This is a genomic window from Kribbella pratensis, assembly GCF_004365355.1.
In the GTDB taxonomy this organism is placed as follows: domain Bacteria; phylum Actinomycetota; class Actinomycetes; order Propionibacteriales; family Kribbellaceae; genus Kribbella.
The window spans coordinates 1,247,468-1,270,807 of sequence record NZ_SODP01000002.1; the positions used below are offsets into that span (position 1 = coordinate 1,247,468).

Consider the following 23,340-nt stretch of genomic DNA (forward strand, 5'->3'; position numbering starts at 1 on the left):
CATGACGGTCAAGGAACTGCGGTTGGTGGTCACGGCGGACGACTACGAGGAGGCGGTCGCCTTCTACCGCGACGCACTCGGGCTGCCGGAGCGTGCGTCGTACTCCTCGGAGGACGGGCGGGTGACGATCCTCGAGGTCGAACGGGCAACCCTCGAGATCGCGGATCCCGGACAGGCGGACTTCATCGACGCGGTCGAGGTCGGTCGGCGGGTTGCGGGCAAGTACCGGGTCGCGTTCGAGGTGGAGGACTCCGCGGCGACGACGCAGAAGCTCGCCGACGCCGGCGCGACGGTGATCGCGGAGCCGACCCGTACGCCGTGGAACTCGCTCAACGCGCGGCTCGAAACGCCTGGTGGCATTCAACTCACGCTCTTCACCGAACTTGACCTGAAGCAGGCTTGAAGTGTTGGGCTAGGGATCATGTGGAACATCGAGAACCTTGACCTGGACGCCTACCTCGCCCGGATCGGGCACGCCCGGGTGGCGCCGTCGGCGGATGCGTTGCGGAGTCTGCATCGGGCGCATGTGCTGGCGATCCCGTTCGAGAACATCGACGTGATCCTCGGGACGCATCCCGGGATCGGGCTCGATGCGATCCAGGCGAAACTGGTCGGCCGGCAGCGCGGCGGGTACTGCTACGAGCACGCACTGTTGTTCGGCGCGGCGCTCGAGCAGCTCGGATTCGACGTCGTACGACGGGTTGGCCGGGTGCAACCGCACAAGGCGGGACCGCGTACGCACGCCCTGCTGAAGGTGGGGGTTGGTGGGTCGTGGTTCCTGGCCGACGTCGGCTTCGGGGCCGGTCAGCTCTATCCGACTCCGCTGAAGGACGGGGCCGTGGTCGACCAGGCAGGATGGGACCATCGACTCACGCTCGACGGCGACGTGTGGACGCTGTCGAAGAAGACCGCGGACGGCTGGGAGCCACAACACGCCTCCAACGACGAGCCGGTGCGACCCATCGACTACGAGGTCTACCACCACTACGTCTCCACCCACCCAAACTCCCCGTTCACCGGCCGCCCGGTGGTCATGCGCGTGTCCGACGGCGTCGTACGACGCTTGATCGGCAACACCCTCACGACGGAATACGCCAACGGCCGCACAACCGAGCAAACCGTGCCAACGCACGACCTCCCCGACGCGCTCAAGTCCCTCGACGTACACCTGACCGACGAAGAACTCGACCGCCTCCGACTGCTGTAAGCCGACCGGCCTTCTAGGTCCGTTTTCTTGGGGTTTCTGTTCGGAAGGACTCGCCTAGTTCCTCGGCCAGGCCGAAGTAGTGGCGGAAGTTGTAGATGAGGGGCGACCAGGCCGCGGGGTCTACGTGGGACGTTCCCGGGACGACGATTGCTTCCTCGGCGTGGACTCGTAGGACCTCGGCTTGCGCGATGAGGAAGTTGCCCTTGGCATCCAAGTCGGCCTGGGTGACGGTCGCTTCGAACTGGATGGGGCATTCCGCGACGCGGGGTGGCGCGACCAGTTCTGACGGGACCGGCGTCAGGCCGGCGGCGGTGAACTTCTCGCGTTCGAAGCGGAAGCGGGCTTGTTTGTGCTCCGGCACGGGATTGCGGCCGGTCAGCCCGGCGATCCGCTCGACGGCTTCCCACTGAGACGGCGACGGGAAGTTGATCACCACGTCCGGACGAGAGCGCAGGTTGATCGCGGTCTGACCGGTCATGCCGACACCCAGGACCACAACATCGCCCAACGCCCACGCGGACGACATCGGCGCGAGGTTCACAGTCCCGTCCTCGTTGACCGTGCTGAGGAGCGCTACCGGAGTCCCGACGTACAGGATGGAAGGTTCGATGGTCAGATGGGTCATGTGAATCGACAGTAGGCACCGGACGATTCGGCGGTCGCCTAACTGACGCCAAGGCATGATGGGCGGTATGAGTGCCGAAGGTGAGGAGCTGGCCGGCTGGGCGCGGATGCTTGCCGACGGGACCCGGGCGACGGTTTGCCTGGCGTTGCTCGACGGGCGGGCGTGGACGGCGACCGAGCTGGCGAAGTTGGCGAAGGTGTCGCGGCCGACGATCAGTGAGCACCTCAACCTGCTGGTGGGCGGCGGTCTGCTGACCGAGGTACGGCAAGGGCGCCACCGCTACGTGAAGCTGGCCGGACCGGATACGGCCGAGTTGATCGAAGGGCTCGCCGCGCTGGCACCCCGACGTACCGAAGTCGCGAACAGCCTGTCAGCAGTGAGCAAGCGGGACGCGTTCGCTAGAGCTAGGACGTGCTATGACCACCTGGCCGGCAAACTCGGCGTCGCCCTGGCCGACGCGATGACAGAGCGTGGCCTGATCGATTGGTCGGACGGGATCGCGTTGACGCCGGAAGGCCAAGCCTGGTTGGAGAATCTCGGCGTCAAGGTCGAGGTACGACGGGGTCGCCCCGCCGTGAGATCCTGCCTGGACGTGACCGAACGACGCCCGCATCTGGCCGGTGCGGTCGGCGCGGCGTTGTGTTCACATGCGTTGCAACAGGGTTGGGTAAGTCACATACCGGGCGGGCGTGCCCTGAAGGTAAACGGCGCAGTACAAGCGTTTGGACTCTCGTCCGGAGTCTGAGAAGTGTATGAGGGAACACGCTTTCAGGGAGCGCTCAGCGCCGATAGCACTTAACCTTCGGCCATGACTGAGTTCGAGCCCGGCACCGAGCTGGTGTCCCGTCTCCCTCTGCCGAGCCATGTGGTCGTCCGCGTTGACGGTCAGTGGCGTCACGGCTGGCTGATCGGCCGCGACCACGAGGAATCGGGATGGACCGCCATGGTGCAGTACGAGGGCGACGACGGTACGGAGCGGACGGAACGCCTGCCGGCGGACCGGATCGCCTTGCCGGAGTCGGAAGGCACGGAGAGAGCGTCCTAGGGAGAGGGAACGCACAGACAATGGCCCCCGGGTGAGCATCACCGGGGGCCATCGTCGGTATAACGCCGCCGTGGCGCCTCAGACGAACGAGAGGAACCCCGGCCCAGGCCCTTCGGGCGGTTGACCTGGGACGGGATCCTCAGTGGCGTTACACAGGGTGTATCGCCGATAACGGGGTGAGTGTTACAGGATCCCCGGAATTTCTTCCGACCAGGTCACGCCGCCGCGGCCATGTCACCGGCGCGGCCAGGTCACACCGGCGCGGCCATGCCGCGACCCCGGTGCACGTCCCTGAACACCGGGGCCTGGATCGGCGGCCTCTCGAGCGACAACCGTTCGTGACCACCAAGTGCCCCGACAGCGCGTGATCAATCGTGTCCGAAATCGACTCAGAAGTGCACGGCGAGCAGGATCCGGCCGGTCTCCGAACTGCGGATGTCCAGCGCCTTGATCTCACTGCGCTGCAGCTTCGTCGTGGCCGCCGGTTTGACCGTCGTACCGGGCGACGAGGTCCAGCTCGCGATCAGCGACGCTTTGCCGGAAGTGTCGGTGACATACAGCTCGTATCCGCGGGCGCGCTCACTCGGCGTCGCGAGTTCGTCGTACCGGCAGCTGATCTCGATCGTCGTACCCCAGCGCTCCGGCACCAACCGGGCGTCCGCCGACAGCTTGCTGCTCACGGTTTGCGCGAGTACGACGTAGTCCCCCTGCGGCTCGTCATTGGTCAGCGGGACTGCGACGACCGCGCCGATCGCGGCGGCCACGACCGCGACTCCGGCGATCAAGGCGCCGATCCGGATGCGCTGCTTGCGCCGATCGCGCTGGACATTGCGGACCAGACCAGGCAGCAAGTTCGGCGGCTCAGCCTCGATGGTCGCCAGCGCCCGCTCGGCCGGAAGGGCGGCGAGTACGCCGGGGACGCCGGCCAGCGATGCCACCGCTGCCGAGCATTCGGCGCAGTCACGCAGGTGCTCCTCGTACGCGTGCCGGTCCTTCGCCGACAACGCCCCGAGCAGGTACGCCGAATCCCACTCCCGGTACGGGTCGCTCACTGACTTGTCACCCCCTTCTCCTGCAGCGCGAGCTTCAACGCGCGCAACCCGTAGTGCAGCCGCGACTTCACGGTGCCCGACGGGATGTCCAGCTCCTCGGCGATATCGGTGACCGTCCGGCGGCCGTAGTACGCCCGAACGATGACCTGCCGATGCTCTTCGGACAACTGTGCCAGGGATTCAGCCACCAACCAGGCGTCGAGTACTGCGTTCGCGTGGTCGGCGCTCGGCTTCTCCGGAAGGTCGTCGCTGGCAACCTCCCGGCTGACGCGCGCGCTGCGGCGGTCGTCGATGACGAGGTTGCGCGCCACCGTGAACAGCCAGGCCCGGGCTCCCGCCTCGTCCTCGGACAGGATGTGCGGCCGCCGCCACGCCCGGAGCAGGGTCTCCTGTACGACGTCCTCGGCCAGCCGATCGTCGCCGGTCAGCCGGACGACGAACCGCCACAGCGCCGGGGCATGCACGTCGTGCAGCTCACGGAGCAGCGCCGCCCGGTCGTCGGCCATCGGCGCTCCTGCTCTGTCGGACATCGCTCACTCGGCTGCTGCGGTTGCTTGCTGTGGCCTGCGGTTGCTTGCTGTGGCGCCTTCCCGCCACCATTCTGCACAGGAAGCAAAGCACCTGTCCGGTGGATGCCGATCACCGCGTGATTTGAAGATCACATTCCGGATCGGTTGCCCTGCGGGTCGCGAATTGATAGCCGCGGGCGGCGAGCGTGAGGCCGACGCCCCACACGACGTACGCCGGCACCGCCACCCAGAAGAACGCGTCCGGCAGACCCACATCGCCGTACACCGGTTTGCCTTGCACCACGGCGACGACCATCTGGATCAGACCGACACCGAAGTACGCCGTCATGGCGACGCCGAGCGTGAAACCGGGGACGAGCAGCATCCAGCGGGGGAAGCGCCGCCCGATCGGATGTACCAGCAGGAACGGCAGGAGCGTGCCGACGAGTAGGAAGCCTCCTTCGAAGAGGACCAGCGACAGATTCCCGCCGTACGGCGTTGTGCCGAAGCCGACGGCTGCTTGTGCCGCGAGGCGCGTGAGGCAGCCGGTCACCGCAAGGTATGCACCGAGGGTGGCGATCCAGGGCGGCCAGGGCTTCGCTTCGGATTGGTGGGCTTTCGCGGTCATGCCTAGCAGGACCGCGCCGAGGATCGCGCCGAGCCGGCAGAGCATGCCGAGCGGATCGAACGGGATGCCGAGGCCCGGCAGGACGGCTGCGACGACGTCGAGCAAGATGAAGGCAGCCGCGGCAACCCAGGCGGCAGCCAGGACCCAGAACAAGCGTGCACTCCAGCCTTTGAGCCGTTCCGGGCGGCTGGCGATTGCGGCCAGGGCTGTGATGGCGCAGCCGGCGACTGCGACCCAGTGCGGAATGAGCAGATCGTTGCCGGGCAGCTTCCAGGGCGGTGCATGGCCGGTCGCGAACCAGATCCGCAGACCGCCGTACGCCAACGCCCACCCGACAACCGCACGCCTCATGCAGCCAGTCTGTTGAGCCTCGGCCGCAACCGGATCACCCGCGCGAGGGAGCGGGCTCCACCGTCAGCGTGAAGCGTGGAGCTGCTGCAGGAGACGGATGAAGGTCTTGCGGTCCGGAACCGGGAGGCTCTCGAGGACCTGCATCTCCTTGATCTGGATACCCCGGCGGACGGCGCGGCGGACACGGCGACCCTCCGCGGTGATGGACAGCAGTCGGACTCGGCGGTCGTCCGGGTCCGGTGTGCGCTCGATCAGGCCGGCCTTCTGCAGCTCGTCGAGCGTGCCGATGATGCGCGACTTGTCCGCGCCGATCGCCTCCGCGAGCGCGGCCTGGGTCCGGACCGGGGTGTCGTCGAGCGCGGTGAGGACCGAGTAGCCCCACATCGAGACCTCGTGTGCGGCGAGCACCGGCAGCTCGAGCGCGATCAGTTCCCGCACCAGCGGGTACAGCATCGCAGCCAGATCGGGGCGCTCGGTTGCCATGGGTGAAAAGGTAGCACTAGCGCAATCATATGCACGGGCTTATGATATGCACATGCCTATCGTTGACTACGTCGTACTAGATGCCGAAGCCGTCCGGACCAGCATTGAGCTGGTCTCCACCGTTACCGACGCCAATCTCTCCAAGCCGACCCCGTGCCGCGCCTGGACTCTGTACGGTCTGCTCGCCCACATGGCCACCCAGCACTACGGTTTCGCCGCCGCCTCTCGTGGTGAGTCCGACCCGACGATCTGGAAGCTCCGCAACCTCGGCGACGATCCGGTGAAGGCGTACGTCGAGTCCGCCGAGCACGTCCTCGACGCCTTCGCCCAGCCCGGCGTCGCCGAGCGCACGTTCCCGCTGGCCGAGTTCGGACCCGGCGCAGCCTTCCCCGGCGCGCAGGCTGTCAGCTTCCACTTCATCGACTACATCGTCCACAGCTGGGACGTCGCGAAGTCGATCGGCAAGACGGTCACCTTCGAGCCCGCCACTCTGGAAGCCGCCACCGCAGTCGCGCAGATCGTCCCCACCGGCGACGTCCGCCGCGCCCCCGGCACGCCCTTCGCCGCCGACATCCCCTGGTCCGGCGACAACCCCCTCGACCGCATCGTCGCCTACCTCGGCCGCAACCCCAACTGGCCGAACTGAGCCGTCAGTTGATATCGAACTCGTTGCCTTCCGGATCCTTCATGCCGACCGCGTAGTGGTCGAGCCCTTCCTCGAACGCGCCGGTGATGGTCGCACCCAACTCCGCCAACCTGGCCGCCTCGGCATCAACACGCTGAATCCGCGCCTCGATCGGGTCCGACCAATCACCGCTCGCGTGAATGTCGAGGTGCCACCGGTTCTTCACGACCTTGCCCTCCGGCACCACATGGAACCAGATATCCGGCCCCCGCCCCTCCGGATCCCTGATCCGATCCACCCCGTCACCCAGCTCCTCCTCCGGCACCCCCAACCGCCGATAGAAGTCCTTCCAGGTCGCAAACCCCTCCGGCGCCAGCGCAAACTCATACCCCAACGCCCCAGCCCAGAACCGCGCCATCACCTCAGCCTCACCACAATCCACCACCAACTGAAACGCCGCACCCATCAACTTCTCCCTCACACCGGCAACCCGTCCCCACCAGCGTGCCCGCCCCCACCGACAACCCGCCTCGATTGAGCCTCAGAGCCAGATGTACTCCTCGGCGATGGCGCCGTCGCGCCACTTTGCGATGGTTACCATCCGACCGCCGGCCTCGAACTCGCCGACCACACAGGTCCAGTCACCGGAGCCGAACATGATCGGGTGCGAGGCGAGCTGCATCGGCGTACCCCCGGCAGACTCGACCAGCGCTTCCATCGCCTCGATGTGCTCCTGAAGACCACGAGTGGTCGGTTGGCCTTTGAGTTCCACGACCACGTCGTCGGTGTGGCAGCGCGCGAACACGCCGTGCCAGTCAGCCCGGTTCCAGCCGTGGAAGTCGAGCCCCTCCATTTGCTTGAGGTTGCGGCCCACCTCATCATCTGCCATGACGAAGGCCTCCTTCCGGGACCGTTCCAGATCTCCTGAGCGGACGTACGCCGGCTCACCCGACGTCACCCACAACGACCGGGCAGGGCAACGCAATGTGACATCTGCCGCCTGCACCTACCAGCCTTGGTGTCCTCGCGGGCGGCGCGATACATTGGGTGGGAAATGGACTATATGGTCCATGGTGGACGCGTGCTGCACGAGGACGTAGTGATGACTGATCAGGTTGTTAAGCCCGATGGAACAGGCTTCTATCTCTGCGGTGGCGAGCTATTGGCGGCCGGCGTGGAGGGCGGGAGTGTCGACGTCAGCGTTACCGCGCGCCTGCTCGGCGGTTTCGATGTGACGCTGGCGAGCCGGAGTAGCGCGGATCTGGGCGGCGTACGGCCGGAAGACGGGCACAGCGTCCTGCCGCTGGAGACGCGGCCGCTGATGCTCAACTCGCTGCCGAGCAGTGTGCGAGTGGAATTGCGCACAGACGCCGCCGACAACGACTGGCGATTGGTGTTGCACTTCCGCAATCAGGCCGGAGCGAGCCTCACGTGGCGGGCCGACCTTCCCACTGAAGCTTTCGAGGCAGGGTGGGAGGCCCCCTTGGCCGATCTGCTGACCATCGACCAGACAGCCGACGACCCGGCACCGCAGTCACCGACGGTCACCGTGGTCCACCACCCGGACGACGAGTACTACGAGCTCCTCGTCGACGGCCAGCAGGCGGGGCTGCTCGTTTACCACGTGATCGGTTCGAACCTGTCGATCACGCACACCGTGATCGAGCCGACGTACCGCGGACGAGGGCTTTCCTCGGCGCTCATCGGCGGAGCACTTGACGACATCCGCACGAAGTACGCGACCGTGATGAACTACTGCCCGGTCGTCAGCCGATTCGTCGACCAGCATCCGGCGTACGGCGATCTTCTCAGCGGGCCGCGGCGGGTCTGACGGCCGTGATGCACGATGTGGTCGAGGCGCAGTCGCAGCTGGTGCTCACCAGGGAGGAAGGCCTGCTGGCAGGTGTGAGAACTCTTGCCGGGTTGCGGCGCTGGCGCGACGCGCTCGTCCAGGCGAACACACGGCCGGACGGCTCCTACGGATGCGCTCTCGGCACACTGTGCGCCCAGCTATCCGACGACGACGAACGATCCCGCGCGGCGCTGGCGGCGGCGTTCGACAGATGGCATCAGCTGCTCATCGAGACACTGACACGCCTGCGCGATCTCGGCGTACTCACGAGAGACGCCGACCCGGACAAGCTCGGAACGGGGCTACTCGCCGCTCTGCAAGGCGGATACATCCTCGCTCAGAACGCCCACGACCCTCAGCCCATGGCTGACGCGTTGGACATGGCTCTGGACCGCATCGACACCTTCGCCAACCGCTGAACGCTCACTTCGTGAGGAACGACCGAATGTGGTCAAGAGCCATGTCGAGCGCGGTCTCCATCGGCGTGATGTCGTGCTGGGTCTCGGCGAGAAGATATCCGCCTTGCAGCGCCGCCATCAGTCCCACAGCGAGCTTGTCGGGGTCGGCCGTATCACTCAGTGAGCCGGCATCCTGCATGCGTCGTAGGCCGGCCGCGATCAACCCGGTCCACTCCGCGAAAGCCTCCGCCAGCGTTTGGCGGGCTTCGTCGTCCTGATCGGACAACTCGCTGGCCATCGAGCCGAGCGCGCACCCGTACGCCCCGTTCTGAAGGGCGTTGCGTTGGACCAAAGCGTCCCGCCAGCGTTCGAGTCCGCGAAACGAGCGCAGCCGCTGCAGGTACCCCTGCTCGCGCTCGAGGATCTGGCCGGCGCGCCGCGCGACAACGGCCCGGACCAGCTCGTCCTTGTCGGCGAAGTGCTGGTAGAGCTGCGACTTGCTGGTGCTGCTCGCCGCCCGAACATCGTCGAGCGTCGTGGCATTCACGCCTTTCACGTACATCAGGTCCGCCGCCGCGTCGACGATCCGCGCCCGGGTCGCCAGACCGCGCGCCGTCAACTGGCGAGGCGGAGCTACCGTCGCGCTTCCGGGTCGAGTCACGCTCCCACGGTACCTTTTCGGGCCGCACCGGTCTCTCCGAATGACGCAACATCAGCTCTGCGTGGACCTTATAGTCCAATTTAGCAAACCCACGGTCACCGACATCGTTGCCATAGGACGCTTGGCAAGGACCGATCCAGCGCACTGTTTGCCGACACCGCCATCCAGGACTACTCTGGACGAATTGGTCCAGTAGTAACGCGGAGGTGCGTGATGAAGGCGATCGTTGTGACGGATGAGGCCGCGGGAACGGCCGGGATGACGCTGGTCGAGCGTCCTGAGCCGGCGGCGGCGATCAACGACGTCATCGTCGCGGTCCATGCGTCGGGATACGTACCGACCGAGGTGACGTGGCCCTCGACCTGGACCGATCGCGCCAACCGGGACCGTCGACCGTCGATCGTCGGGCACGAACTCGCCGGCGTGGTCACCTCGCTCGGCTACGGTACGACGGGGCTGTCCGTCGGTCAGCGCGTGTTCGGCCTCGCGGACTGGCATCGCGACGGCACGATGGCGGAGTACGTCGCAATCGAGTCACGCAACCTCGCACCGCTCCCTGGCGACGTCGACTTCACGGTCGGGGCGAGCCTGCCGATTTCGGGGCTGACTGCTTGGCAAGGACTGTTCCAGCACGGCCGTCTCCAGGCGGGGCAGAGCGTTCTCGTACACGGCGCGGCCGGCGCAGTCGGGTCGATCGTGGCGCAGCTCGCGCGTGAGTTCGGTGCGTACGTGATCGGCACCGGTCGCACGGCCGATCGTGAAGCCGCGCTGGACTTCGGCGTACAGGAGTTCGTTGACCTCGGCAACGACTCGTTGGCAGACATCGGCGGAGTCGACCTGGTCATCGACGTCATCGGCGGAGACATCCAGAAGCAGTCCGCGGCCTTGGTCCGCCCCGGAGGCACGCTGGTGACTGTCGTCGGGCCACCCGAGGCGCGCCCCGGCGACGGCCTGGCGATCGACTTCGTCGTCGAGGCCGACCGCGCCCAGCTGACCGAGATCGTCCAGCGAGTGCGCGACGGACGTCTGCGGACGAACATCGGCACCGTCGCCTCCCTCGACGACGCCGTCGCCGCCTTCAACCCGACCGAGCGAACCAGGGGCAAGACGATCATCCGAGTTCGGCCGTAAGCGTGGACATCACAGCAACCGCAGACGGAACGCTGCTGGCAGAGGCCCCCGCCGCCGAGGTCGTCATCATCGAGGGAAACCACTACTTCCCCCAGGCCGCCCTGACCATCGGCGTACTCCGCCCGTCAACACAGCCCTACGTGTGCCCATGGAAAGGCCACGCCGAGTACTTCGACGTCACAACCCCACACCGCACCCTCGCCGACGCGGCCTGGACCTACCCCGCCCCGAAGCACTCCGCCATCGAACGAGTAGGCCACGACTTCACCGGCTACGTAGCCTTCGACCCGAAGCAGGTCAACGTGGCAATGCAAGGAGAGCAAGCAGGAACAGGATGAAGGCCGACCAAGTCGTGGCCAGCTGAATCCAGTTGATGGTGAAGTACCGCTGGCGGTCCGCCTCCCAGCTTGCGGGTAGCGCGTCGGGGTCCCAGGCCAGGATCACCTTGTACTGCGGGGTTTTCCAGACGTTCGACACGACGTACACACCGACGAGCACGATCACGAGACCGATCGCGGTCAGCACGAACGACGCGGACCCGGGATCGTGCCGAAGTAGCACGAGCGCGACGATCGGCCCGATTCCCATCCCGAGCGACCAGGCGTAGTTGTACACCTTGCCCCACCCGCTGTCGGCGTACCGGAGAAACGTCTCCATGAACCCGTGAAACTCGCGCCCGCCCATCTCCCCTTGCACCGGCCGCAAAATCAGACACAACCCACCCAAGAAACCCGCGGCCAGCCCCGCAAAGAACGAGGCCGCCACCAACACCCACGCCGCAGCCATCGCGCACCCCCTCCCGAACCACGCCAGCACAAGCAGTCTCGGTCCCCCACACTCGACTGTCACCCCTGAGCAGGCCTCACACCAGCCAAGAAACCACGTAGCCCAGTCGAGGACAGGCTGCTCTGACAGGCCGGCCGGAGAATCGGTTCAGCGTTCGCGGGGCGGGAGCTCCGGCATCGAGTCGCCGTACAGGATCGAGGTCCAGGCGGTGGTGAGCGTGTCGATGAGGACTTCTTCGTCATCGAACGGCGGGACCGAGGCTGCGGCAAGGTAGTAGAGGCGTTCCCCCATCCAGGTCAGCGATGCGGCGACGGCGCGCGCCCGCGTGGAGCCGAGTCGCGGGCCGGCGTGGGGGTCGGATTCGATGCGTGCGGTGGCGGCCTCGGTGAACAGGTACATCTGCTCGAGCCATAGCTCTCGAAGCCCTTCGTCCGATCCCCAGCTCTCGACAATGGCCATCAGAACGCCGGCGTTCTCGCGCCACAGCCGGGCCCCATCGGTCACGCCGGCCCGAAGCGCGGTGATCGGATCTAGCTCCTGCTCAGTCCAGGGGCGAGCCGCCTGCTGTCCCTGCGCGACCGCCTCACGTACCAGGTCACCGAGCACTGCCTGCTTGCTCGGGAAGTAGAAGTAGAAGCTGGCCCGGGATACACCGGCGGCGTCGAGGATGTCGGCCACGCTGAGGCTGTCGAAGCGGGATTCCCGCAGCAGCTCGCGCGTCGCGGACAAGATTCGCTCCCGCAGATCCGCGGCGGCCGGGGATGGTGCGGATCGACGCGCAGAGCGCACGGTGCGTCTGGAAGGCATGCAGCTCAGCATAGTGTCCGGACACTATGTATGGACTCTCTGACCAGACATACTGTATGGTCACAACGTGACTCAGATAGCGATTCATTTGGTCGTCGACGACCCGGATCAGGCCGCCTCCTGGTACGCCGAGGCACTGGGCGCGCACGAGTCGAGCCGCGTCACCCTTCCCGATGGCCGGACGCTGACCGTAGAGCTCCTCCTCGGCGACACGACGCTGGCGATAGCGGGAGAGATGCCCGGCCGAGGCCAGCGCACACCGGCTGCGCTCGGCGGTACGTCGGCCGCACTGCACGTCGAGGTCTCCGACATCGACTCCGCCTGGGCACGGGCGCTGCAGGCGGGAGCCACGGTCGTCGAGCCAGTCCACGATGCCTTCTGGGGAGACCGGACCGGCCAGTTCCTGGATCCGTCCGGACACCGCTGGGCATTGGATCAACACATCGAGGATGTGCCATCAGCGGAGGTCGCCGCCCGGGCCGCCGAACTGTTCGGATCGGCGACCCCATGAGATATCGCACCTTCGGAACCAGCGGCCTTCGAATGTCCGAGCTGATTCTGGGCGCGATGACGTTCGGAGAACAGGGCGGCGTCGGCGCACCGATCGCGGAGTGCCGACAGATGCTGGACCTGTACGCCGAGGCGGGCGGCAACGCGATCGACACCGCCATCAACTACCGCGACGGAGCCAGCGAAGAGTTCCTTGGCGAGCTGCTGACCGGCCGTCGTGAGTCATTCGTGCTCGGAACGAAGTACACCGTCTCCCGCGAGCGCGCCGATCCCAATGCCGCCGGGAACCACCGCAAGAATCTCCGCGCATCGCTGGAGACCAGCCTTCGCCGCCTGCGCACCGATTACCTGGACGTGTACTGGGTGCACATGTGGGACCGGGACACGCCGCTCGAGGAGACCATGCGAGCGCTGGACGACGCAGTACAGGCCGGCAAAGTCTTGTACGTGGGCATCTCCGACGCACCGGCCTGGGTCGTGGCCCGCGCCAACACATTGGCCCAGTGGCGCGGCTGGAGCTCGTTCATCGGCCTGCAGGTTCCCTACAGCCTGCTCCAGCGCGACATCGAACGCGAACTGCTGCCGATGGCCGAGTCGCTCGGTCTCGGCATCACATCGTGGAGCCCGCTGGCCGGCGGAGCGCTGTCCGGCAAATACACGCTACCGACGCCGCCCTCGGGGGGCCGGCTGGCGCCAGAATCCCTGTCGGCCAGGGATCACGCCGTTGCCCGAGTCGTGCAAGACGTCGCCGATGAACTCGGCGCAACGCCTTCACAGGTAGCGATCGCCTGGACGATGAGCCGCTCGCCGCTGATTCATCCGATCGTCGGAGCGCGCACCGCCGACCAGCTCCGCGACAATCTCGCCGTCGTCGACCTGGTCCTCCCGCCCGAGACCATCGCCCGTCTTGACGAGGCCACCGCTGTCGCCCTGGGATTCCCGTACGACTTCATCGCTCAGACATCCTCGTGGGTGTTCGGCGCCGCTCTCGTCAACTCAGTTGGGTAGCCAGCTCCAGGGGAGGTTGGGGCGGCAGTCCTTGGGGGCAGGGAGGGGTCTTTCCGAGCCGGCCAAGGCGTACGTGCGGCCTGTCGGGTCGGCGCGGCAGGCGACCTGATCGGCCTTGCGGTCGGCCTCGGTCTTCGCGCTGGTGTAGACGAGGTTGCCGGTGGCGTCGTACCCGCGAACGACGTACGGACGAGGGGTGCTGTCGGTCGGCGCCTTGCTGACCGGCACAGACCTCACCGGGGCGTAGTAGAAGCCGTTGCGGAGCACGGCCTCGACGGGCTCGCCGCCGAGCGGTGTGACGGTGATACGCGTGACCGGCTTCACGTAGGCGCCGCTGCCTGGCCCGCCGGCCTGCACCTCGTTGAACAACCCCAACCTCGGCGCGGCCGCCGTACCCGAGACCATGACTCCGGCCTGGTCGAACCCGCAGTTAACCCACAGGCCGGCGCCGTACCCGACGACCCACGTACGGACGTACGCGTCGCTGGGCGGGTTCACGAACCGGAAGCCGTCGAGAACCGCGTGGCCCGTGGACGTCGCGAGGTTGTACCTGACCAGGCAGCGCTGACCGAGATGGGCCTTCTCCGCCGCGCTCAAGGGCTCGACCGCCGGCGCCACCTGCTCAACGCGCGGCTTGTCGTCCCTCAGAACGAGACCAAGAGCCGCGACCAGGACGACTGCCGCGGCCGCGGCCAGCGGAACGAGCAATCGGCGGCGTGACGGCGTACCGGATTCGCTCTCGAGGATCGCGATCAGTTCGTCGCGCTGACGGTCTCGGGTCGACGAGCGCAGATCGCTGTCGGGCAGCAGAATGTTCATGCCTGGGTCTCCAGATCGAGTTCGCGCAGGTGCTTCCGAGCGCGGGACAGCCGCGACTTGACCGTGCCGATCGGTACGTCGAGCGCTACCGCCGCCGCGGCCAGATCGAGTCCGGCCCAGACGCAGAGCTCGACGATCTCGTGTTCGTGTCTGGGCAGGCGTTTCATCAATGCCAGGACCGCCCGGATCCGGCGGTCGTCGTCGAGGCGCTGCGCCACATCATCCGCAGGATCCTCGACCTCCCTGTGCAGGAGATGCGCGGCGGCCAGCGCGCGGCGATAGCGGAGCTTGCTCCGCCACTCGTTGCGGACGGTGTAGTCCGCCGTCCGAAGCAGCCAGGGCAGGGCAGAGTCACGATCGAGTACGACGTCACCTCGCCGCCGCCACGCCTGCAGAAAGACCGCGGACGTCAGGTCCTCCGCATCACTCCAGGACCCGGTCCGGCGGTGCAGGAAGTTGTAGATCGCCCGAGCATGCCGGTCGTACAGCTGCGCGAACGCCTCGGAGTCGCCTTCCGCGGCTCGACCCCAAAGATCCCGATCCGACACAGCAGGCACAGCCCGTACGCCGCCCACGCCGCACTCCCCTCACGATTGCCATTGCAGTCGTTAGGTGTCGGGCCGAGCAGGCGGGTTCCCGATCCAACAGCGATTTCTCCACGGGGTGGGCGGCCTTGAGCCGGGAGGCAGTGCAGACCAGCGGCCTCCTGCCGGGTGGTTCATCCCACCCATGGGATCACGGTGCAGAGGACCGGTCCTACTCTTGTTCGCCATGAGGTGGCTGGGCAGATGGTTGGAAGTTTCCGCGCGGCGCGAACTGGGTGTGTTGTCCAGGCTCGTCCTCAGCAGGATGGTCGTCACGCCGGCAGTTCAGGCCGCGATCGACCAGCACGCTGCGGCGGTCCGCGACATTCTCACCCTGAGCCCTGGCCGGGTCGGACCGGTTGAGCTGGCCGGGTATGCCCAAGGCGTTGAGGACGGCGCCTTTCGTCGGGGTTGGCGGCCCGGCGCCGATCTCAGCACCGACTGGGTCGGCCTGCGACTCGCGGCGGCGTGTGGCCTCGCCACCGCGAGTGCAGGAGATGTGACGGCGACGATTCAGTAAGTTCCGTCGTCCCGGGCAGATCCAGGCGAGGAGCCGGGCGTCTCGGGCGTGTGACCGTGACGCAGGGGATCAGCCGTGCCCTCCGCGCCGTACCCTCCGTACGGCGCAGTCGACTCGGGACCGCTCGCCGGTGTCGTCCACGCGTCCCGTTCAGCGTCTTCGCGCCCGCGCTGGTAGGCCTCTTCGCGCGACCGCGCCTGGGGCAGATCCCGCTCGGCGCGATCCAGCCAGCGCTCCCAGCGCTGCTGCATCGGCCGAACCAGCCCACCGCCCATGCCGACCACGATCACGCCACCGACGGTCGCGAGGACCGCGATCAGAACCGGAGTGGTGACCGCCGTGGCGATACCCATCTGGTTAAGGGCAGCGATGATGCCCAACGCGATGACGAAGACCTGGACGATCCGTGCCACGAGTTGGCCCCAGCTCAGCCCACTGAGCGCACTGCCGACCAGGTCACGTAGTGCGTTCGCGATCGCTGCTGCGACGACGACGATCACGATCGCGACGACCGCCCTCGGCAGCCAGCGGACGACGGTCGCGAGCAGATCGCTGACCGGGTTTGGCCCGAACACGCCAAAAGCGAACTGCAGTGCGATCAGCAGCACCGCGTAGTACACCAATGCCGCGATCAGCCCGCTCGCGTCGTACTTCGACCGCTCAAGAGCGCGGCCGACCCCGCCGCGTTCGACAGCCCGGTCGAAGCCGACGCGGCTCAGTACGACGTCGACGAGTTTGCGCAGCGCTTTGGCGATCAGCCATCCGACCAGGAGGATGACCAGGAAGATCGCGAACTTGGGCAGGAACGTGATGATCGCGCCGACCGCGTCATTCCACGACTTGGTGAGATCCATGGGTTTGTCCTTTCGACCAGCCCGGCGGATCTCCCCAGCCGATCTCGGGCACTCTCAATCTGTGCGCACTCCGGTACCCCCGCGAACCGGAAAGATTCGGAGCTCCGAATCGCTTGCAGCCGGCCGGGTACCGGGTGCCAGACGCGACTCACAAGATCTGGGTGGATTGGGGACTGCCCGTTGATCGCGGAGGCGCGGCCGCCCAGCTCGAGTACACCTTGACTGGAAGGTAGACCGATGACTGTCTCAGCCTCGGGTCCCCGTCGCTCCGGCGGCTATCTCGAGCGTCCGGGGACGAGAAGTCTCGCGGATGTGATCGACAGCATCCTCGACAAGGGACTCGTCATCGATGCCTATGTCCGGGTGTCTCTGGTCGGGATCGAGCTGCTCACCATCGACGCGCGCATCGTGGTCGCCAGTGTCGACACCTATCTGCGCTTCGCCGAAGCTACGAACCGCCTCGACCTGGACGAACAGGACGGCACGGACCTTCCGGAAATCATGGCTGAAACAGCCGAGAGCGGCCTGGAGGCCGCGGCGCGCTGGAAGACCCGCAGGGTGATAGAGGGTCTCTTCGGACGAGACTAGATGGCTCGGCGCTGGACGCGTGGAGGTAAAGACAGCAGGCGAGCACAGCGACGCCCGAGATCCGGTTCGGGGAGGTCGTCGCAGAGTCACCGAGGCGGATCATGCCGCGGCGGCAGCTCTCTTTGCCACTGGTAGAGCGCCTGCAAGGCCTGCGCCCGCAGTTGCTCGCCCAGCGCAGTGGCCAACGCGACCAGAACGGGCCGGTGAACCCGCCAGTACGCCTCGGCCGACGCGCGCAGTTCGGCCGTATCGATCTCCCCTTCGCCCGCCCGGATCAATTGCCGATGCAGGTCGCCCAGGTCGGCGGTCGCCCGCTCGACCCGTTGCGCGGATTCGTCTACCGGCTCGCGGGCCACGCCGTTCACGCGGGGGGAACGATAGGTCGCGCCGCACCGCCGCCGGCACCGAGGCCTTGGAGCAGCCGGATCAGGGCATCGAGCAGATTCTGTAGCAGGTTGCCCAGTACGCCGCTGAGATCGACGTTGTCCAGCAAACCGGCGATGGCACAGAGCAGGTTGCCCAGCAGGTTGCCGGCGCCAGGGATGGCTTCGACGTTGAGAACCACCTCGTTCAGGTGGACATGCAACCCCAGAAGATTAAGGTCGAGAGGTCCCAGGTCCAGGTGCAGGATCGGACACGGTGTGGGTGTGGGCGGGGGTTGGGTCATCAGGCACCTCGGTAGCTTCAGCCGGGTTTCAGCCCTGGGGCGGAGGGGCCCTCCTGCCCAGTCTCGGACCGCCTTCTCAACACGCGCAAGCACGCCCCGACTCATACCCGCCCGAGGCCGATGACACCTCTCAGAGTGGCGACGTTCGAATCGTAGGCTGCAACGCCTGCAAGACAACGCCTTGGCGATCCGTTGGTCTGACCCGGATACGAACGCTGTGTAGAGGCGCAGGATTTTTGTACCTCCTCCGCCGTGGCCGAATCCGCTGGCGATGGTGCGAATCTCAGAGTCTGCCGCGATCAGTTCAATTGCTGGGACACCGGTTGGGTTCAGTTCGCGTCCCGAGCGTGTCATGCAATCCCCGCTGTGGTGCTGTCCGAACCCGCCAATACTGAACCGGCCGCCGGCCATGGCCGCCGCGACCGCCGCACAGCACGCCGGCAGCGATGAGTACGGCGGTCGCGGCGACTGTAATCCAGCCGGCGCGGTAGTTCAGCGGATCGCCGGTCGCGCCGGCGATGCTGATGCCGACGGCAACCATGATCGCGGTACCAAGTTGAGCGGCGGTGTTGAGGAGTCCGGCCGCGGGCGCCTGCTCGTCCGGTGCTACCGCCGTACCGAGTGCGTACGCCGCGACCGCGCCGATTCCATTGCCCAGACCGCTCGCGGCCAGCGCGACGAGCACGATCCCCAGACCGGGATGCACGGCGGCAAGAACCGCGCTGCCGCCGATCATCGTCAGGGCGATCAGCAACGCCGTCCCTGGCGTGATGAGCCGCAACAGGCGGCCCGCGACGGCCGCGCCGATCACGACGGCGAAGCTGAACGGCAGGATCAGCAGGCCCGCGTGCGCCGCGTCCAGGCCGCGACTGTCCTGGAAGTACAGCGTGGTGAGTACGACGAGGCTGCTCGTCGTCGCCGTGATCCCGAAGGATCCGACCACTCCTGCCGCCACCCCGGACCGTTGCCGGAGGCCCCTGGGAATCAGCGGTTCCGCCGTACGCCGCTCGCGGATCACCAGCGGCGGCACAGCGACCGCCGCCACGACCAGCAGCAGGACGGCGAGGCGCCACGACCCGGTGGCTGCGTTGGCGGCTCCAACGAGCGCGCCGACGGCCAGGATCTGAAGCGAGATCGACGGCAGGTTGAGCGGTCGCGACACGGCAGGCTTGTCCGGTACGACGACGTAAACGATGGCGACCGCGAGTACGGCGACAGCCACCAGCCCCGACCAGAAGATGACCCGCCAGCCAAGCGCGGACGTGACCAGACCGCCGACAAGCAGGCCGGAGGCGCCGGCTAGTCCCCCGGTCGCGTTCCAGGCGCTGAGGACGCGGCCGCGCTCCCGTTGGCTCGCGGGGCGGACGAGAAGCACGAGCGCATTCGGGACCGATCCCGCGGCACCCACTCCTTGCAACAGCCGACCGGCAACCAGCAAGACCGGCGACTCGGCGACCGCGCAGAGCAGCGAGCCGGCCGCGAAGACCGCGAGCCCGGCAAGCAGCACGCGACGCGAAGCGTAGAGGTCGCCCAAGCGGGCCGTCAGGAGCAGCAGCCCGCCGAACCCCACGGCGTACGCCGGCACCAGGAGCCCGGCGTACGCCGCGGGCGCGTCGACGTCGGCCAGCATCCGCGGCAACGCCGCGACGACGACGGTCACACCCATCACGTCGACGAACTGCACGGCGCAGATGATCGCGGTCCGGAAGCGTTCGGAGGTCATACCTCGACCGTAGATAATGGTTTTACTCTCGTAAAGCGTTAGCGTGTCGCGATAGGCTCAGAGGCGTGAGCGAGACACCGACCTGGGAGTGGCTCGAGGGCTATCCAGCGCTGGACCTGGCCAACACCGTCATCCGGCGCGGCTGGACCGAGCTGGAGCTGATCCACACCCCCGCCGACCTCGACTCATGGCTCAACGCCGCCGCCCTGCCCGCCCCACGGCCCCCGACGGTCGACGAGGCAGACGTGGCCGCCTTCTTGAACCTCAGGGACCCATCCCTCCGCCTGTTGCGCGCCGCGGTCGGCAGAGAATCCTGGGAAACCCACGATGTCGAGCAACTGACCGAAACCATCGCCTCGGCGCCCGAAATCGAGGCCCTCGGCACCGAACCAGGCACCACAGAACTCCGCCCCATCGGCTCCCCCAGCCCCTTCACCCTCCTACTGTCCCGCCTGGCCCGCGAGGTCCGCGACGTACTGACATCGCAGGACCGGCTGGCTTTCTGCGACGCCCCCGGCTGCGGCCAACTCTTCTTCCGCCACCGCCCCAACCAATCCTGGTGCGGCCCCGCCTGCGGCAACCGAGCCCGAGTCTCCCGCCACCACAAAACCCCGTAGCAGGCCTGCCAACCCAGGCCGGAAGCCGACGACGCTCGGATCGGCAGGCGCTCGACTCACGATTCCGCACAGAGGTACCCGCAGCCGCGGTCGTACGTCTCCGTCAAGGACGATCCGGACTCATGCAGGGTTTGGTAGGCCCCGTGGTGTTGTGGTTCAGGACATACCGGACGGGTGTCTCACGACATGCCGGACTGATGTCGCGGGTCATGCCGGACGGGTTGCTGATGCTCGGGCATGTCGAAGGCCCGGTTGGTGATCACGGCTGTGGTGGTGGAGAAGCGGTCGGTGGGCGAGGTAGTTGCGGAGTACGGCGTGGCCCGGTCGTGGGTGTACGAACTTTTGGCGCGGTGGCGCCTGGAGGGTGAGGCGGCGTTCGAGCCCAGGTCGCGGCGTCCGAAGACCTCGCCGCGAGCCACACCGGCCGAGACGGTCGAGTTGGTGCTGGCGCTGCGCAAACAGTTGTCCGAGCAGGGCCTGGACGCGGGCGCGGACACGATCGGCTGGCACCTGGAACACCACCACGCCACCGTGGTGTCGCGGGCCACGATCCACCGGATCCTCACCCGCGCTGGCGCCGTCGTCTCGGACCCTGGCAAACGGCCCAGGTCGTCGTACCTGCGGTTCGCCGCCGACCAACCCAACGAGTGCTGGCAGTCCGACTTCACCCACTACCGCCTCACCCGTCCCGACGGCTCACCCGGCGCGGACGTGGAGATCATCTCCTGGCTCGACGACCACTCCCGCTACGCCCTCCATGTCACCGCCCACCGAAGGATCACCGGGCCGTCGTGGTCGCGTCGTTCCGGGAAACCGTTGCGGAGTACGGGATCCCGGCCTCCACGCTCACTGACAACGGGATGGTCTATACGACCCGGTTGTCGGGTGGGAAGGGCGGCCGCAACGGCCTGGAGACCGAACTGCGGCGCCTGAACATCGTCCAGAAGAACTCCCGCCCGAACCACCCCACCACCTGCGGGAAGGTGGAGCGGTTCCAGCAGACCCTGAAGAAGTGGCTACGCACCCAACCGATCCAGCCGACCACGCTCACCGAGCTCCAGGCCCTGCTCGAGGTCTTCGTCGCCCAGTACAACCACCGCCGGCCGCACCGGTCGCTGCCACACCGATCCACCCCAGCTGCTGCCTACAGCCCGGCCGAAAGCGACCCCGAGCACCGACCGAACCGGCGAGGTCCACCACCGGGTCCGCACCGACAAGGTCGACGACACCGGCGTGGTCACCCTCCGCGTCAACGGCCGACTGCACCACCTCGGCATCGGACGAACCCACGACCGAACCCACGTCTTGATCCTGGTCCAGGACCTGCACATCCGCGTCGTCGACGCCGCCACCGGCGAACTCCTCCGCGAACTCACCCTCGACCCCACCAAGGACTACCAACCCACCGGCAGACCACCCGGACCCGTCCCCAAAAGAAACAGGTGAACCCACGAACCGTGGGTTCACCTGTCCGGTATGTCTTGAGACATCACATGGTAGGCCCCGTGGTGTTGTGGTTCAGGACATAGGAAACGGGTGTCTCAAGACATAGGAAACACCGTGGGGTTTGAGACTCGGGCATGTCGACGGCCCGGTTGGTCATCACGGCGGTGTTGGTGGAGGGGTGTTCTCAGGCCGAGGTTGCGCGCCGGTACGGGGTGTCGCCGGGCTGGGTGAGCAGGCTGATGGCCAGGTACCGGGCCGAGGGCGAGGCGGCGTTCGAGCCACGCAGCCGGCGGCCAAAGACCTCGCCGCGGTCAACCCCGCCGGCGACGGTGGGGCTGGTGCTGGCGCTGCGCAAACAGCTGGCCGAGGCCGGGCTGGATGCGGGTGCGGACACCATCGAGTGGCACCTGCAGCACCACCACGACGTGCGGTTGTCGCGGGCCACGATCCACCGGATCCTGACTCGGGCCGGCGCTGTCGTCCCGGAGCCGGCCAAGCGGCCCAGGTCGTCGTACCTGCGGTTCGCCGCGGAGTTGCCGAACGAGTGCTGGCAGTCCGACTTCACGCACTACCGCCTCGCCAATGGCCACGACGTGGAGGTCATCACCTGGCTGGACGACCACTCCCGCTACGCCCTGTCGGTCACCGCCCACCCGCGGATCACCGGCCCGATTGTGACCACTACGTTCCGCGAAACCGTTGCAGAACACGGCATCCCGGCCTCGACGCTCACTGACAACGGCATGGTTTACACGACCCGGCTCTCGGGCGGGAAGGGCGGCCGCAACGGCCTCGAGACCGAGCTACGGCGCCTCAACGTGGTCCAGAAGAACTCCCGACCGAACCACCCCACCACCTGCGGGAAAGTGGAGCGGTTCCAGCAAACGATGAAGAAGTGGCTGCGCGCCCAACCGATCCAGCCGGCCACGATCGCCGAGCTCCAGACCCTGCTCGAGGTCTTCGTCGACGAGTACAACCACCGCCGCCCGCACCGGTCCCTGCCCCACCGCGCCACCCCAGCGACCGCCTACCACGCCCGCCCGAAAGCCGCCCCCAACACCGACCGCACCGATGAGGTTCACCACCGGGTCCGCACCGACCGCGTCGACGACACCGGCGTGGTCACCCTCAGAGTGAACGGCCGGCTCCATCACATCGGCATCGGGCGAACCCACGCCCGAACCCACGTCCTACTCCTCATCCACGACCTCGAAATCCGCGTCGTCGACGCCGCCACCGGAGAACTCCTCCGCGAACGCACCCTCGACCCCACCAAGGACTACCAACCCACCGGAAAACCACCCGGCCCCGCCCGCAAACACCCCAAACAGACCAACAGCTGAACCCACGAATCGTAGGTTCAGCTGTCGCCTATGACTTGAGACATCACATGGTAGGCCCCGTGGGACTCGAACCCACAATCCGCGGACTCTGACATGAATGCACTCATCGTTTCTCATCAATCAGCAAATCTACCCGTGACCCGCGGGTTCACACTGCCAGCCTTCGCATCGCTGACTGTACACAGTCATAGTCTTCTGTCGATGTGCAGAGAAAGGCAGCCTAAGCGGGACCGCCGGCGCGGTTGCGACCGGCTGCACGGTATCGCAGGACGCTGCCTCTACGTGGCGCTCATCCTCGCTGACCCTCGTGCGTTGGCCGACGACTTGCTGCGGTCAGCTGGCTATCGACTACGAAGCCTCACGAGCATGGCAGACGTGACCGTCCCGTCGTAGTACACATGTGGAGGTCGCTCGTCGTTGATGAGATAGGCATCACCGATGCGAAGGTCTCGATGGAGGTCAGCCAACTCGACACCGTCCTGGCACCGTCTGGCGACAATC

34 protein-coding genes and 1 pseudogene are annotated in these 23,340 nt (G+C 67.0%); 18 read left to right on the plus strand and 17 right to left on the minus strand.

Features of this window, described 5'->3' with window-relative positions:
- Position 1: 1 nt before the first annotated feature.
- The gene (locus tag EV653_RS22690; protein ID WP_134105720.1) at positions 2–403 is read left to right on the plus strand and encodes a VOC family protein; all 402 of its coding nucleotides are present in this window, start codon (positions 2–4) and stop codon (positions 401–403) included.
- 18 nt (positions 404–421) lie between these two features.
- Positions 422–1,207, plus strand: a complete 786-nt coding sequence (locus EV653_RS22695; protein WP_134105721.1) for an arylamine N-acetyltransferase family protein — start codon at positions 422–424, stop codon at positions 1,205–1,207.
- 13 nt (positions 1,208–1,220) lie between these two features.
- On the opposite strand, the gene EV653_RS22700 is transcribed toward EV653_RS22695, so the two are convergent.
- Entirely contained in the window at positions 1,221–1,832 is a 612-nt protein-coding gene (locus tag EV653_RS22700; RefSeq protein WP_134105722.1) for a flavin reductase family protein, read from the minus strand.
- Positions 1,833–1,899: 67 nt separating this feature from the next.
- Between EV653_RS22700 and EV653_RS22705 the strand changes: the two genes are divergently transcribed.
- A complete protein-coding gene (locus EV653_RS22705; protein WP_134105723.1) occupies positions 1,900–2,577 on the plus strand; it encodes an ArsR/SmtB family transcription factor in 678 nt (225 codons plus the stop codon).
- A gap of 63 nt (positions 2,578–2,640) precedes the next feature.
- Positions 2,641–2,877, plus strand: coding sequence for a hypothetical protein (locus tag EV653_RS22710; protein WP_134105724.1), 237 nt, complete (start codon positions 2,641–2,643; stop codon positions 2,875–2,877).
- 389 nt (positions 2,878–3,266) lie between these two features.
- Here the strand turns inward: EV653_RS22710 and EV653_RS22715 are convergent, their stop codons facing one another.
- From EV653_RS22715 to EV653_RS22730, 4 genes are all read right to left on the minus strand, one after another.
- Positions 3,267–3,929, minus strand: coding sequence for an anti-sigma factor family protein (locus EV653_RS22715; protein WP_134105725.1), 663 nt, complete (start codon positions 3,927–3,929; stop codon positions 3,267–3,269).
- The gene (locus tag EV653_RS22720; RefSeq protein ID WP_134105726.1) at positions 3,926–4,435 is read right to left on the minus strand and encodes a sigma-70 family RNA polymerase sigma factor; all 510 of its coding nucleotides are present in this window, start codon (positions 4,433–4,435) and stop codon (positions 3,926–3,928) included. The genes EV653_RS22715 and EV653_RS22720 overlap by 4 nt, the downstream gene beginning before the upstream one ends.
- Before the next feature lie 133 nt (positions 4,436–4,568).
- Positions 4,569–5,417: a hypothetical protein gene (locus tag EV653_RS22725; protein ID WP_134105727.1), complete on the minus strand. Its 849-nt coding sequence runs from the start codon at positions 5,415–5,417 to the stop codon at positions 4,569–4,571.
- A gap of 63 nt (positions 5,418–5,480) precedes the next feature.
- Positions 5,481–5,900 (minus strand): MarR family winged helix-turn-helix transcriptional regulator, encoded by a 420-nt coding sequence (locus EV653_RS22730; RefSeq protein WP_134105728.1) that lies wholly within the window; start codon positions 5,898–5,900, stop codon positions 5,481–5,483.
- A gap of 52 nt (positions 5,901–5,952) precedes the next feature.
- Between EV653_RS22730 and EV653_RS22735 the strand changes: the two genes are divergently transcribed.
- Entirely contained in the window at positions 5,953–6,546 is a 594-nt protein-coding gene (locus EV653_RS22735; protein ID WP_134105729.1) for a TIGR03086 family metal-binding protein, read from the plus strand.
- A 4-nt stretch (positions 6,547–6,550) separates the two neighbouring features.
- Here the strand turns inward: EV653_RS22735 and EV653_RS22740 are convergent, their stop codons facing one another.
- Both EV653_RS22740 and EV653_RS22745 read right to left on the minus strand, forming a co-directional pair.
- A complete protein-coding gene (locus EV653_RS22740) occupies positions 6,551–6,991 on the minus strand; it encodes a VOC family protein (RefSeq protein WP_134106675.1) in 441 nt (146 codons plus the stop codon).
- Positions 6,992–7,066: 75 nt separating this feature from the next.
- Complete coding sequence (locus tag EV653_RS22745; protein WP_134105730.1) at positions 7,067–7,414, minus strand: hypothetical protein; 348 nt, start codon at positions 7,412–7,414, stop codon at positions 7,067–7,069.
- Positions 7,415–7,627: 213 nt separating this feature from the next.
- On the opposite strand from EV653_RS22745, the gene EV653_RS22750 reads away from it, so the two are divergent.
- Together EV653_RS22750 and EV653_RS22755 are read left to right on the plus strand one after the other, a co-directional pair.
- On the plus strand, positions 7,628–8,356 hold the full coding sequence (locus tag EV653_RS22750; RefSeq protein ID WP_166679515.1) for a GNAT family N-acetyltransferase: 729 nt from the start codon (positions 7,628–7,630) through the stop codon (positions 8,354–8,356).
- An 8-nt stretch (positions 8,357–8,364) separates the two neighbouring features.
- Positions 8,365–8,796 carry an LmrA/YxaF family transcription factor gene (locus EV653_RS22755; protein WP_134106677.1) on the plus strand — a complete coding sequence of 144 codons (432 nt, stop codon included), beginning with the start codon at positions 8,365–8,367 and terminating at the stop codon, positions 8,794–8,796.
- 4 nt (positions 8,797–8,800) lie between these two features.
- On the opposite strand, the gene EV653_RS22760 is transcribed toward EV653_RS22755, so the two are convergent.
- Entirely contained in the window at positions 8,801–9,436 is a 636-nt protein-coding gene (locus EV653_RS22760) for a TetR/AcrR family transcriptional regulator (RefSeq protein WP_202871787.1), read from the minus strand.
- Positions 9,437–9,649: 213 nt separating this feature from the next.
- Here EV653_RS22760 and EV653_RS22765 point away from each other — a divergent pair, with 213 nt between their 5' ends.
- Both EV653_RS22765 and EV653_RS22770 read left to right on the plus strand, forming a co-directional pair.
- Positions 9,650–10,567: an NADP-dependent oxidoreductase gene (locus EV653_RS22765; RefSeq protein WP_134105732.1), complete on the plus strand. Its 918-nt coding sequence runs from the start codon at positions 9,650–9,652 to the stop codon at positions 10,565–10,567.
- A 2-nt stretch (positions 10,568–10,569) separates the two neighbouring features.
- Positions 10,570–10,905, plus strand: a complete 336-nt coding sequence (locus EV653_RS22770) for a DUF427 domain-containing protein (RefSeq protein WP_202871788.1) — start codon at positions 10,570–10,572, stop codon at positions 10,903–10,905.
- Here the strand turns inward: EV653_RS22770 and EV653_RS22775 are convergent.
- A complete protein-coding gene (locus tag EV653_RS22775; RefSeq protein WP_134105733.1) occupies positions 10,865–11,224 on the minus strand; it encodes a hypothetical protein in 360 nt (119 codons plus the stop codon). The genes EV653_RS22770 and EV653_RS22775 overlap by 41 nt on opposite strands.
- A gap of 276 nt (positions 11,225–11,500) precedes the next feature.
- Positions 11,501–12,160 carry a TetR/AcrR family transcriptional regulator gene (locus EV653_RS22780; protein ID WP_134105734.1) on the minus strand — a complete coding sequence of 220 codons (660 nt, stop codon included), beginning with the start codon at positions 12,158–12,160 and terminating at the stop codon, positions 11,501–11,503.
- 67 nt (positions 12,161–12,227) lie between these two features.
- On the opposite strand from EV653_RS22780, the gene EV653_RS22785 reads away from it, so the two are divergent.
- Positions 12,228–12,671, plus strand: a complete 444-nt coding sequence (locus EV653_RS22785) for a VOC family protein (protein ID WP_134105735.1) — start codon at positions 12,228–12,230, stop codon at positions 12,669–12,671.
- A 32-nt stretch (positions 12,672–12,703) separates the two neighbouring features.
- Positions 12,704–13,678 carry an aldo/keto reductase gene (locus EV653_RS22790; RefSeq protein ID WP_255510933.1) on the plus strand — a complete coding sequence of 325 codons (975 nt, stop codon included), beginning with the start codon at positions 12,704–12,706 and terminating at the stop codon, positions 13,676–13,678.
- On the opposite strand, the gene EV653_RS22795 is transcribed toward EV653_RS22790, so the two are convergent.
- Together EV653_RS22795 and EV653_RS22800 are read right to left on the minus strand one after the other, a co-directional pair.
- The gene (locus EV653_RS22795; RefSeq protein ID WP_134105737.1) at positions 13,667–14,497 is read right to left on the minus strand and encodes a hypothetical protein; all 831 of its coding nucleotides are present in this window, start codon (positions 14,495–14,497) and stop codon (positions 13,667–13,669) included. The two genes, EV653_RS22790 and EV653_RS22795, sit on opposite strands and share 12 nt — an antisense overlap.
- Positions 14,494–15,072, minus strand: coding sequence for an RNA polymerase sigma factor (locus tag EV653_RS22800; protein ID WP_238159971.1), 579 nt, complete (start codon positions 15,070–15,072; stop codon positions 14,494–14,496). The genes EV653_RS22795 and EV653_RS22800 overlap by 4 nt, the downstream gene beginning before the upstream one ends.
- A gap of 196 nt (positions 15,073–15,268) precedes the next feature.
- Here EV653_RS22800 and EV653_RS22805 point away from each other — a divergent pair, with 196 nt between their 5' ends.
- A complete protein-coding gene (locus tag EV653_RS22805; protein ID WP_134105738.1) occupies positions 15,269–15,601 on the plus strand; it encodes a DUF6401 family natural product biosynthesis protein in 333 nt (110 codons plus the stop codon).
- Here EV653_RS22805 and EV653_RS22810 read toward each other — a convergent pair.
- A complete protein-coding gene (locus EV653_RS22810; RefSeq protein ID WP_134105739.1) occupies positions 15,595–16,455 on the minus strand; it encodes a mechanosensitive ion channel family protein in 861 nt (286 codons plus the stop codon). The two genes, EV653_RS22805 and EV653_RS22810, sit on opposite strands and share 7 nt — an antisense overlap.
- A 312-nt stretch (positions 16,456–16,767) precedes the next feature.
- On the opposite strand from EV653_RS22810, the gene gvpJ reads away from it, so the two are divergent.
- Positions 16,768–17,043, plus strand: a complete 276-nt coding sequence (gene gvpJ, locus EV653_RS42865) for a gas vesicle protein GvpJ (protein WP_238159972.1) — start codon at positions 16,768–16,770, stop codon at positions 17,041–17,043.
- Between the two features lie 86 nt (positions 17,044–17,129).
- Here gvpJ and EV653_RS22820 read toward each other — a convergent pair whose 3' ends face one another.
- The 3 genes from EV653_RS22820 to EV653_RS22830 all read right to left on the minus strand — a co-directional run bounded on the left by EV653_RS22820 (position 17,130) and on the right by EV653_RS22830 (position 19,433).
- Positions 17,130–17,408, minus strand: coding sequence for a hypothetical protein (locus EV653_RS22820; protein ID WP_134105741.1), 279 nt, complete (start codon positions 17,406–17,408; stop codon positions 17,130–17,132).
- A complete protein-coding gene (locus EV653_RS22825; protein ID WP_134105742.1) occupies positions 17,405–17,710 on the minus strand; it encodes a hypothetical protein in 306 nt (101 codons plus the stop codon). The genes EV653_RS22820 and EV653_RS22825 overlap by 4 nt, the downstream gene beginning before the upstream one ends.
- 304 nt (positions 17,711–18,014) lie before the next feature.
- Positions 18,015–19,433, minus strand: a complete 1,419-nt coding sequence (locus tag EV653_RS22830; RefSeq protein ID WP_134105743.1) for an MFS transporter — start codon at positions 19,431–19,433, stop codon at positions 18,015–18,017.
- A 65-nt stretch (positions 19,434–19,498) separates the two neighbouring features.
- Between EV653_RS22830 and EV653_RS22835 the strand changes: the two genes are divergently transcribed.
- The 3 genes and pseudogenes from EV653_RS22835 to EV653_RS42740 all read left to right on the plus strand — a co-directional run.
- Entirely contained in the window at positions 19,499–20,050 is a 552-nt protein-coding gene (locus tag EV653_RS22835; RefSeq protein ID WP_134105744.1) for a CGNR zinc finger domain-containing protein, read from the plus strand.
- Positions 20,051–20,287: 237 nt separating this feature from the next.
- On the plus strand, positions 20,288–20,983 hold the full coding sequence (locus tag EV653_RS41745) for a helix-turn-helix domain-containing protein (protein ID WP_202871789.1): 696 nt from the start codon (positions 20,288–20,290) through the stop codon (positions 20,981–20,983).
- Positions 20,911–21,114, plus strand: a pseudogene (locus EV653_RS42740) (IS481 family transposase); the annotation flags it as partial. The gene EV653_RS41745 and the pseudogene EV653_RS42740, both read left to right, overlap by 73 nt.
- Here the strand turns inward: EV653_RS42740 and EV653_RS41750 are convergent.
- Complete coding sequence (locus EV653_RS41750) at positions 21,067–21,279, minus strand: hypothetical protein (RefSeq protein ID WP_202871869.1); 213 nt, start codon at positions 21,277–21,279, stop codon at positions 21,067–21,069. The pseudogene EV653_RS42740 and the gene EV653_RS41750 overlap by 48 nt on opposite strands.
- A 4-nt stretch (positions 21,280–21,283) precedes the next feature.
- Here EV653_RS41750 and EV653_RS41755 point away from each other — a divergent pair, with 4 nt between their 5' ends.
- A complete protein-coding gene (locus tag EV653_RS41755) occupies positions 21,284–21,496 on the plus strand; it encodes a hypothetical protein (protein WP_202871870.1) in 213 nt (70 codons plus the stop codon).
- A 134-nt stretch (positions 21,497–21,630) separates the two neighbouring features.
- Complete coding sequence (locus tag EV653_RS22845; protein WP_134105745.1) at positions 21,631–22,839, plus strand: IS481 family transposase; 1,209 nt, start codon at positions 21,631–21,633, stop codon at positions 22,837–22,839.
- The last annotated feature ends 501 nt before the right edge of the window (positions 22,840–23,340 follow it).

Coding starts and splice junctions, on each gene's coding strand:
- EV653_RS22690 (WP_134105720.1), top strand. CDS start 2: ATGACGGTCAAGGAACTGCGGTTGGTGGTCACGGCGGACGACTACGAG.
- EV653_RS22695 (WP_134105721.1), top strand. CDS start 422: ATGTGGAACATCGAGAACCTTGACCTGGACGCCTACCTCGCCCGGATC.
- EV653_RS22700 (WP_134105722.1), bottom strand. CDS start 1,832: ATGACCCATCTGACCATCGAACCTTCCATCCTGTACGTCGGGACTCCG.
- EV653_RS22705 (WP_134105723.1), top strand. CDS start 1,900: ATGAGTGCCGAAGGTGAGGAGCTGGCCGGCTGGGCGCGGATGCTTGCC.
- EV653_RS22710 (WP_134105724.1), top strand. CDS start 2,641: ATGACTGAGTTCGAGCCCGGCACCGAGCTGGTGTCCCGTCTCCCTCTG.
- EV653_RS22720 (WP_134105726.1), bottom strand. CDS start 4,435: ATGGCCGACGACCGGGCGGCGCTGCTCCGTGAGCTGCACGACGTGCAT.
- EV653_RS22725 (WP_134105727.1), bottom strand. CDS start 5,417: ATGAGGCGTGCGGTTGTCGGGTGGGCGTTGGCGTACGGCGGTCTGCGG.
- EV653_RS22730 (WP_134105728.1), bottom strand. CDS start 5,900: ATGGCAACCGAGCGCCCCGATCTGGCTGCGATGCTGTACCCGCTGGTG.
- EV653_RS22735 (WP_134105729.1), top strand. CDS start 5,953: ATGCCTATCGTTGACTACGTCGTACTAGATGCCGAAGCCGTCCGGACC.
- EV653_RS22740 (WP_134106675.1), bottom strand. CDS start 6,991: ATGGGTGCGGCGTTTCAGTTGGTGGTGGATTGTGGTGAGGCTGAGGTG.
- EV653_RS22745 (WP_134105730.1), bottom strand. CDS start 7,414: ATGGCAGATGATGAGGTGGGCCGCAACCTCAAGCAAATGGAGGGGCTC.
- EV653_RS22750 (WP_166679515.1), top strand. CDS start 7,628: ATGACTGATCAGGTTGTTAAGCCCGATGGAACAGGCTTCTATCTCTGC.
- EV653_RS22755 (WP_134106677.1), top strand. CDS start 8,365: ATGCACGATGTGGTCGAGGCGCAGTCGCAGCTGGTGCTCACCAGGGAG.
- EV653_RS22765 (WP_134105732.1), top strand. CDS start 9,650: ATGAAGGCGATCGTTGTGACGGATGAGGCCGCGGGAACGGCCGGGATG.
- EV653_RS22775 (WP_134105733.1), bottom strand. CDS start 11,224: ATGGAGACGTTTCTCCGGTACGCCGACAGCGGGTGGGGCAAGGTGTAC.
- EV653_RS22780 (WP_134105734.1), bottom strand. CDS start 12,160: ATGCCTTCCAGACGCACCGTGCGCTCTGCGCGTCGATCCGCACCATCC.
- EV653_RS22790 (WP_255510933.1), top strand. CDS start 12,704: ATGTCCGAGCTGATTCTGGGCGCGATGACGTTCGGAGAACAGGGCGGC.
- EV653_RS22795 (WP_134105737.1), bottom strand. CDS start 14,497: ATGAACATTCTGCTGCCCGACAGCGATCTGCGCTCGTCGACCCGAGAC.
- EV653_RS22805 (WP_134105738.1), top strand. CDS start 15,269: ATGAGGTGGCTGGGCAGATGGTTGGAAGTTTCCGCGCGGCGCGAACTG.
- EV653_RS22810 (WP_134105739.1), bottom strand. CDS start 16,455: ATGGATCTCACCAAGTCGTGGAATGACGCGGTCGGCGCGATCATCACG.
- EV653_RS22825 (WP_134105742.1), bottom strand. CDS start 17,710: ATGACCCAACCCCCGCCCACACCCACACCGTGTCCGATCCTGCACCTG.
- EV653_RS22830 (WP_134105743.1), bottom strand. CDS start 19,433: ATGACCTCCGAACGCTTCCGGACCGCGATCATCTGCGCCGTGCAGTTC.
- EV653_RS41745 (WP_202871789.1), top strand. CDS start 20,288: ATGTCGAAGGCCCGGTTGGTGATCACGGCTGTGGTGGTGGAGAAGCGG.
- EV653_RS22845 (WP_134105745.1), top strand. CDS start 21,631: ATGTCGACGGCCCGGTTGGTCATCACGGCGGTGTTGGTGGAGGGGTGT.